Here is a 6,922-nt window from a genome sequence, read left to right on the forward strand (position 1 = left end):
GCTCCCACGCCGCCACTTGTTGCGAACGATGGCGGGTGCCATGCCGCTGGTCGTCTTGCCCGGCACGGCGCTGGGGCAGCGGCGGCGGACGATCGACATCCGCGATCACGGGGCGGTCGGCGACGGCAGGACGCTCAACACCGCCGCGATCCAGCGTGCGATCGATGCCTGCGCCCGCGCCGGCGGCGGCATGATCGCGATACCCCAGGGGGTCTTCGTCAGCGGATCGATCGTTCTGCGCCCTGGCGTCGGCATGGAATTGCGGCGCGGCGCGGTGCTGAAGGGGTCGGCGTCGCTCGCCGATTATCCGCTGGTAATGCGCCGCTTCGTCGAAGTCTGGCCCGAACCGTTGCGCATGGCGCTCGTCAACGCCACGGGCAACCACGGCCTGCGCATCGTCGGCCCCGGCACGCTCGACGGACAAGGCGACCCCTTCTGGCGGAGGTTCTTCACCCTGCCCGATGAATATGTCGGCAAGGCCAAGGTGCAATATCATCTCCCGCAGCTCTGTTCGATCGAGGATTGCGACGACGTACTGGTCAGCGGCGTGACGTTCCGGGACCCCGCCTTCTGGAACCTCCACCTCTATCGCTGCCGCCGGGCGGTGGTCGAGGATTGCGGGTTCGAGGTGCCCCATGTCATCCGTGCGCCGAGTAGCGACGGCGTCGACATCGATAGCTGCCAGGACGTGATCGTTCGCCGTTGCCGCTTCTCGGTCGACGACGATTGCATCGCGCTCAAAGGAACCCAGGGCGCCGGGGCCGCCGCCTACCGCGAAGCGCCACCGGTCGAACGCATCCATATCCACGACTGCGTCTTCGAACATGGTCTGGGCTGCATCACCTATGGCAGCAACGCGACGGTGGTGCGCGACGTTCGCGTCGAACGGATCACCAATGTCGGCGACATTCCGACGATCCGGTTCAAAGTCCGTCCCGACACGCCCGGACAGGTATATGAGAAGCTGCGCGTCAAGGGCGTGCGGCTGGCCGAGGCACCGACCCCGATCAGCCGCTGGCACAACGGCGAGGTCTTCTACGGCACCGACATTCCCAATTTCAGCGTCAATGATCCCGCGATCGGCCTGATCGTCAACGCCCGCCTTACCCATGGATCGAAGGTCGCACCCCGGCAGCCGGGTGCGATCATCCGCGACATCATGATCGAGGATGTTCGCGGGACCACGCGCGGTTTCGGCACGATCTCGGGCAACCCGACGACTGCGATCAGCGACGTCCTGTTGCGAGACATCGACGTCCGGCTGACCGATCCTGTTCGAATGAAGCTGATCGCGCGCGATACCCGGAACGTCCGCATGGAAAACGTGCGGGTGAACGACGAACCGGGTAGGATCGTGCGGGATGACGACGGTTAACGGCGATCGCGTTCCGGACACGCGACGCCGCCATTAGAATTACAAAAACATGACGATCGCGACACATTCTGGCGGATAATTCGCAATCTCTACTTCGTAAGTCACAAGTAAAACTACTCTGAATTTACAGGAGCACAGCCGATCACTCCACATTTTTATTCAAAGTAAATCTTAGAACATTTGCAGTAGAGAGAGATGGATCGTTCGTTTTGCCCCCCGGACGTTCGTTGGGCCAGGGTTTCTAACCATACAAAGTTCATGCCGGGTTGAACGACCCACATCCGGTCATTCGCGGCCGTTTTTCAGCTCCCTACCTTCTGCCATTCATTCATGTTGTCAGCATGGAAGGTGGTGAGCCTAGACCCTGCCCGCTTTCCCGCAAGGATGGCGTTTTGGGAAAGCGCTCAACCTCTGCCGTGATGGCAATTGCTGGCTACGTGACCTCGAGCCGGGACGATGTGGCGGAAACATCGTCCCGATCCGCAATCATCTACCTACCGCTCATTTCGCGCGCGATTGGATAGCGCAAGGGGTAGGGATGTCCCGGACCTGCCTGTGCGTAGAGCCATGCAAGTCGAGCGTCGGGATCGGCGGCAAAGCCCGGTTCATCACGCAACTTCGCATCAAAACGGCGCTTGACCACCGGGTTGGTCGCGAGGAGCCGATCGCCGAGTGCCGCAAGTACGAAGGCGTCCGTGCTTGAAGCAGGTCCCAGCATTTCGGGGAAAAAGCCCCATGCAAGGAACGAGTCCTGGCTTTCGGGTTCCAGCAGCGAGGCGGCCAACAACCCGAGCGGCTGATCGGCAAGCACACGCACACTGCCTGTCGGCATTGCCTCATCAGTCTCGTAATGTTCAAGGCCAGCGGTAATTGGGTAACGCCCCTCAATCGGCTGAGACAGCTTAGGTTCGATCAGCCTAACAGGGGTCGGTTCCGGCTGAGGGCGAAATGACGCCCTAAGCGGACTGACTGGGTTGGGGGTAGGCGGCATTCGCGACGCCCGTGAAACTGGCTATGCAGCCTGGGGTCGGTTCCGGCTGAGGGCGAAATGACGCCCTAAGCGGACTGACTGGGTTGGGGGTAGGCGGCATTCGCGACGCCCGTGAAACTGGCTATGCAGCCCTGACAGGCCGTGTGATGTATGAGCATGATCCGATCTGCCTACATCGCCGCTGCGCTCGTCCTCGGCCAAGTCGCGCCCTTGGCAGCACAGGACGCTCCGCGGGCATACGATTTCCAGGAACGCACTCGCGCACTTGCATTCGACCCGGCCCGCTTCTTTCCCGAACGGTCCGAACCGGCGATGGCGGTCCGCTATCTAGGAGACGATTACGGCTTTCCGGTTTACGCAATCGCAGTCCGCAGGGGCTGCACCGATGCCGACGTAGGCGAGGCACGCCGGACATGCGGAGATCGCCTGATAGCCCGGATGGTCCGTTCACCCTATGAAGGCAAACCGCCAAGGGCGCGAGCCCGCGGGCAGCGACTATTCGCCATGATCGCAAAGTCACCGCCGCAAGGCGATGATGCCCTGCTCCGTTCGCTCGATAAGGCGGGACTGGAGTGGCTCGAGGCTGACATTCGCAAATGTCCCGCCGCAATGGCGCACCTAGCGACTGGAGAAGACCTCAGGTTCTCGTCCGTGTTAAATCAGACCCGCCAGATGCCCGAGATTGTGCTGCACGCCGACAAGATATCGTTTGAGATTGGCGAGTACCTGATGCGATCACGCTACGAAGGATGGCTGAAGCCGGGTAGTCCCGGTGCGTGGGCGAACGACTTCGCAGCGAGCCTGGAAACTTGCTGGAAACCTTCTACGGCGCTCGTGCCTTGGCGGGTGGTCAAACGATAATTCAGCGTCTTTACGACAGGATCATATGCCGAGAATTCTTATTCCGCAATTTTGATATCGGGAGCCGTCTCCACCCGCGCGCGCCCAACGATCGCGGCGACGGTGTTCTTGCTGAGGCCGAGGTCGCGCGCGATCCAGCGATAGCTGCGCCCCTCGGCGACCAGCTCCAGCACCTTGGGCGCGTGCCGGTCGGATTTGGGGCGGTCACCGGTCTGCCGGCCAAGCTTGCGTCCCCGTGCCCGCGCTGCGGCGAGACCGGACCGAACCCGCTCGCTGAGCATGTCGCGCTCGAACTGTGCAATGCCAGCGAGCATCGTCGCCATCATCCGCCCATGCGGCGTGTCGACCTCGAAGGTCATGCCGCTCATCGCGACGACCGACACGCGCCAGCCCGACAGCCGGTTCAGCGTATCGAGCAGGTCCTGCGTTGATCGCCCCCAACGGCTGAGTTCGGTGACGAGGATCGCATCGATGTGGCGCGCCTGCGCAAGCTTCATCACTTCGCTGCGTGCCGAGCGGTTGGTCTTCATGCCCGAGGCGGTTTCGCGGAAGACCTCGATCACCTCATAGCCGCCCCGCTCTGCGAAACCGGCAAGGTCGCGCAGCTGCCGCTCGCACGACTGGTCGGCGGTCGAGACACGGGCGTAGATGGCGGCGCGTTGTCCCAATTGAACCTTCCCGAAAACCGACCCCGAAAAGCCTTGATCTGCGCGGGGTCAGTGTTGTCCAAAACAGACTTCTGTTCAACAGGGACACCTGACCATGCCGCGCCGCCATATCCTGAGCGCCCGGCAGCGGTCGGCGCTGCTCGACTTGCCGAGCGACGAGGCGTCGCTGCTGAGGCACTACATCCTGGCCGATGACGATCTGATCCATATCGACCGGCGACGCCGTCCGGAAAACCGGATCGGCTTCGCGTTGCAACTGTGTGCGCTGCGCTATCCCGGTCGCATGCTGGCACCGGGCGAGGTGATCCCGCTGGCGGTATCCGCCTTCCTCGGTGGCCAGCTCGGCATCGCTGATGACACGCTCGTCCGATATGCTGTCCGCCGCCAGACCCGCCAGCAGCACATGGAGGTGCTGCGCCGTACCTACGGCTACAGGTCGTTTCCCGGTCAAGGCGCACCGGTGCGTGCGTTCCGCGACTGGATACTGGCCGAAGCCGAACAGGCGCGCTCCAACGACGATCTCGCCCGGCGCTTCATCGCTCGCTGCCGCGACACCATGACCATCCTGCCGGCGATCACGACCATCGAGCGAATGTGCGCCGACGCGCTGGTCGCGGCCGAGCGGAATATCGAGAAGCGGATCGCCACGCGCCTCGATCGCGTCGCCTGCACCCGGCTCGACCGGCTGACGACCGAGATGCTGCCGGGTACGATCAGCCGCTTCATCTGGCTGCGCCGGATCAAGCCGGGCAACAATTCCGCCGCGGCGAACCGGCTGCTCGACCGGTTGGAGTTCCTGCGCGGGATGAATCTCGATGCCAGTCTGCTCGCCAGCGTACCGCCCCACCGCGTCGCTCGCCTGCGTCGGCAGGGCGAACGCTACTTCGCCGATGGCCTGCGCGATCTGAACGCCGACCGGCGCCGCGCTATCCTCGCGGTCTGCGTCGTCGAATGGGCTGCCGCGACCGCCGATGCGGTGATTGAAACCCATGACCGGATTGTCGGCCGGACCTGGCGCGAGGCGAAGCAGGTGCACGATGCGCGTGCCGCGGAAACCAGAGGCGCGGTCACCGCGACGCTGGACGGGTTCGCTGCGCTCGGTCGATCGCTGCTCGACGCGCATGGCGACGGCGCATCACTGGAGGATGCGGTCGCGCACGCGGCAGGCTGGGATCGGCTCGACCGCCTTGTCGCAACGGCCAGGACGCTGACCGATACGCTGGGGGATGATCCGCTCGCCCATGTCGACCAGGGCTATCACCGCTTCCGCCGCTATGCGCCGCGTATGCTTCGCTGCCTTGATCTCGTAGCTGCGCCGGTCGCCCGCCCCCTGCTCGACGCGGTGAAGGCCATTGCCGCCAAGGGCGACCTGCCGGCGACCGACGATTTCCTCCGCCCGCATTCCAAATGGCGGCGTCAGTTGCGGGTGAAGGGTGGTGACGATGCCCGTCTCCGCGAGGTCGCGGTGATGTTCCACCTGCGCGATGCGCTGCGCTCGGGCGACATCTGGCTCGACCGCTCGCATCGCTATGGCGACCTGCGCCATGTTCTCGTGCCGATGACGGTCGCGCGGACCATGAAGCTGGCGGTCCCATCCGATCCACATGTCTGGCTGGCCGACCGCAAGGCACGGCTTGCCGATGGCCTCGGCCGGCTCGGTCGCGCCGCGCGCAACGGCACGATCCCGCATGGCAGCATCCAAGACGGCACGCTGCGCATCGACCGTCTCACCGCCGATCCGCCAGACGGGATCGAGGAGCTGGTGCTCGACCTGTACCGTCGCCTGCCGCCCGTCCGCATCACCGACCTGCTGCTCGAAGTCGATGCCGCGCTCGGCTTCACCGATGCCTTCACCCACCTGCGCACCGGCGTGCCGTGCGGCGACCGGATCGGCCTGCTCAACGTCCTTCTTGCCGAGGGGCTGAACCTCGGCCTGCGCAAGATGGCCGAAGCCTGCAATACCCACGATTACTGGCAGCTCTCCCGCCTCGCGCGCTGGCATGTCGAGAGCGAGGCGATCGACCAGGCACTGGCCGCCGTAGTTGCGGCGCAAGGCGCACTGCCGATGGCGCGGGTCTGGGGCATGGGCACCACCGCCTCCGCCGACGGCCAGTTCTACCCTGCCGCGCGACAGGGCGAGGCGATGAACACGGTCAATGCCCGCTACGGCAACGACCCCGGCATCAAGGCCTACACCCACGTCAACGACCGCTTCGCGCCGTTCGCGTCGCAGCCGATCCCTGCGACCGTCAGCGAGGCACCCTATCTGCTCGACGGGCTGACGATGAACGAGGCGGGCCGGCGGATCGAGGAGCAATATGCCGACACCGGCGGGTTCACCGACCATCTGTTCGGGATCAGCGCCATGCTCGGCTACCGCCTCGTGCTGCGCATCCGCGACCTGCCGTCCAAACGGCTGTACGTATTCGATCCCGCCGCCACGCCGACCGAACTGCGTCCACTGGTGGGCGGAAAGGCGCGTGAGGCGCTGATCGTCTCCAACTGGCCCGACCTGTTCCGTTGCGCCGCCACCATGAGTGCCGGGCAGGTCGCGCCGAGCCGCATCCTGCGCAAGCTCTCCGCCTATCCGCGCCAGAACGATCTGGCCGCCGCCCTGCGGGAGGTCGGCCGGATCGAGCGTACCCTGTTCATCATCGAATGGATTCTCGACACCGGGATGCAGCGCCGTGCCCAAGTCGGCCTCAACAAGGGCGAGGCGCATCACGCGCTCAAGAACGCCCTGCGTATCGGCCGCCAAGGCGAGATCCGCGACCGTACCACCGAGGGCCAGCACTACCGGATCGCGGGCCTCAACCTGCTCACCACTATCATCGTCTACTGGAACACCCTGCATCTCGGCCATGCCGTCGAGGCCCGGCGTCGCGAAGGGCTGGATACGCCGGACCATCTGCTCGCCCATGTCTCGCCGCTGGGATGGGCGCACATCCTGCTCACCGGCGAATACCTCTGGCCGAAAGACGCCGACGCTTAGGGTGTCATTTCGCCCTCAGCCGGAACCGACCCCTG

General features: G+C 64.7%; 5 protein-coding genes. 3 read left to right on the plus strand and 2 right to left on the minus strand.

Annotation, left to right across the window (positions count from 1 at the left end):
• Positions 1–40: 40 nt before the first annotated feature.
• On the plus strand, positions 41–1,375 hold the full coding sequence (locus tag ASE70_RS09340; RefSeq protein WP_056503891.1) for a glycoside hydrolase family 28 protein: 1,335 nt from the start codon (positions 41–43) through the stop codon (positions 1,373–1,375).
• Between the two features lie 490 nt (positions 1,376–1,865).
• On the opposite strand, the gene ASE70_RS09345 is transcribed toward ASE70_RS09340, so the two are convergent.
• Positions 1,866–2,192, minus strand: coding sequence for a hypothetical protein (locus tag ASE70_RS09345; protein ID WP_235519733.1), 327 nt, complete (start codon positions 2,190–2,192; stop codon positions 1,866–1,868).
• 324 nt (positions 2,193–2,516) lie between these two features.
• Between ASE70_RS09345 and ASE70_RS09350 the strand changes: the two genes are divergently transcribed.
• A complete protein-coding gene (locus ASE70_RS09350; RefSeq protein WP_056503897.1) occupies positions 2,517–3,227 on the plus strand; it encodes a hypothetical protein in 711 nt (236 codons plus the stop codon).
• 38 nt (positions 3,228–3,265) lie between these two features.
• On the opposite strand, the gene ASE70_RS09355 is transcribed toward ASE70_RS09350, so the two are convergent.
• On the minus strand, positions 3,266–3,895 hold the full coding sequence (locus ASE70_RS09355) for a recombinase family protein (protein ID WP_056503899.1): 630 nt from the start codon (positions 3,893–3,895) through the stop codon (positions 3,266–3,268).
• A gap of 94 nt (positions 3,896–3,989) precedes the next feature.
• Here ASE70_RS09355 and ASE70_RS09360 point away from each other — a divergent pair, with 94 nt between their 5' ends.
• A complete protein-coding gene (locus ASE70_RS09360) occupies positions 3,990–6,887 on the plus strand; it encodes a Tn3 family transposase (RefSeq protein ID WP_056503901.1) in 2,898 nt (965 codons plus the stop codon).
• The last annotated feature ends 35 nt before the right edge of the window (positions 6,888–6,922 follow it).

The organism is Sphingomonas sp. Leaf22 (assembly GCF_001421715.1).
In the GTDB taxonomy this organism is placed as follows: domain Bacteria; phylum Pseudomonadota; class Alphaproteobacteria; order Sphingomonadales; family Sphingomonadaceae; genus Sphingomonas.